The sequence below is a fragment of the Brucella tritici genome, assembly GCF_902825325.1.
Lineage (GTDB): Bacteria > Pseudomonadota > Alphaproteobacteria > Rhizobiales > Rhizobiaceae > Brucella.
Genome location: NZ_CADEAR010000063.1, coordinates 1 through 1,322, shown reverse-complemented (window position 1 = coordinate 1,322; position 1,322 = coordinate 1). Strand labels below are relative to the sequence as shown.

The following is a 1,322-nucleotide window of genomic DNA, read 5'->3' as shown; positions in this document are numbered from 1 at the left end:
TGAACCGCGCCGGGTTTGCCGGAGGCCGTTTGGTTTAAGTTATGCGGCCATGGCTGGCGCGTCCAGCATGGCATAGTAACGTTCTTCGGCTTCGGCAGGCGGAATGTTTCCTATGGGCTCCAGAAGACGCCGGTTGTTGAACCAATCCACCCATTCGAGTGTGGCGAACTCCACGGCTTCGAAATTGCGCCATGGTCCCCGCCGATGGATGACCTCGGCCTTGTAGAGGCCGTTGATCGTTTCGGCGAGAGCGTTGTCGTAACTGTCGCCGACGCTTCCAACGGAAGGCTCGATGCCTGCCTCCGCCAGCCGTTCGGAATACTTGATCGATACGTATTGAACACCCCTGTCGGAGTGGTGGATGAGACCACCGCGATGGACTGGCCGCCGGTCATGGAGTGCCTGGTCCAGGGCATCAAGGACGAAACCCGCATGAGCGGTTCGGCTCGCCCGCCAGCCGACGATGCGGCGGGCGAACGCGTCGATCACGAAAGCGACGTAAACGAAGCCTTGCCAAGTGGCTACATACGTGAAATCGGAAAGCCACAACATGTTCGGCGCGGGAGCGCAGAACTGGCGGTTCACGCGGTCGAGCGGACATAGAGCGGCCTTGTCAGGCACGGTCGTTTTGACGGGCTTTCCACGGATAATGCCCTGGAGACCCATCATTCTCATAAGCCGAGAAACAGTGCATCGAGCTATGTCGAAGCCTTCCCGCTGCAACTGCCGCCATACTTTCCGCACGCCGTAGACTTGGAAATTCTCATTGAACACTCGGCGTATCTCGACCTTCATTGCCGCGTCGCGACGAGCGCGGACCGACAGGCGGTCCACGTCCGTGCGCTTGGCGATGGCGTCATAGTAAGTGGACGGGGCAATCGGCAGCAGCCTGCAGATCGGCTCGACCCCGAATTTTGAGCGGTGTTCGTCGATGAAGGAAATCATCGCTTCAGTGGGCGGTCGAGCTCCGCCTGGGCAAAATAAGCCGACGCCTTGCGCAAAATCTCATTGGCCTGTCGAAGCTCGCGGTTCTCCCGCTCAAGGGCCTTCATCTTCTCGGCGACATCGCTTGGAAGGCCTGCTCGTTTGCCGCTGTCAACATCGGCTTTCTTCACCCACTCATGCAGCGTATGTGCCGAGCAGCCAATCTTGGCGGCTATGGATGAAACTGCCGCCCACCGGGATGGATGCTCAGCCTCATGGTCCAAAACCATGCGGATGGCTCGGTCACGAACTTCAGGTGAAAATTTGTTGGTCGTCTTGCTCATATCGGCTCCACTTTCTCACGAGTTGGAGCCTCCGGCAAACCCGGCGCGGTTCAG

At 59.0% G+C, this 1,322-nt stretch carries 1 protein-coding gene and 1 other annotated feature; the gene reads right to left on the bottom strand.

From position 1 onward, the window contains the following. Positions 1-39: 39 nt before the first annotated feature. Positions 40-1,268 (bottom strand): IS3-like element ISRtr2 family transposase gene (locus HWX93_RS22645; protein ID WP_176038806.1). Its coding sequence is split into 2 segments (ribosomal slippage): positions 40-980 and positions 980-1,268, totalling 1,230 coding nucleotides; the frame shifts between segments, so codons are not numbered across the junction. Then, positions 871-987: a sequence feature (AL1L pseudoknot), on the bottom strand. Its footprint overlaps the gene before it by 117 nt. Positions 1,269-1,322: the final 54 nt, after the last annotated feature.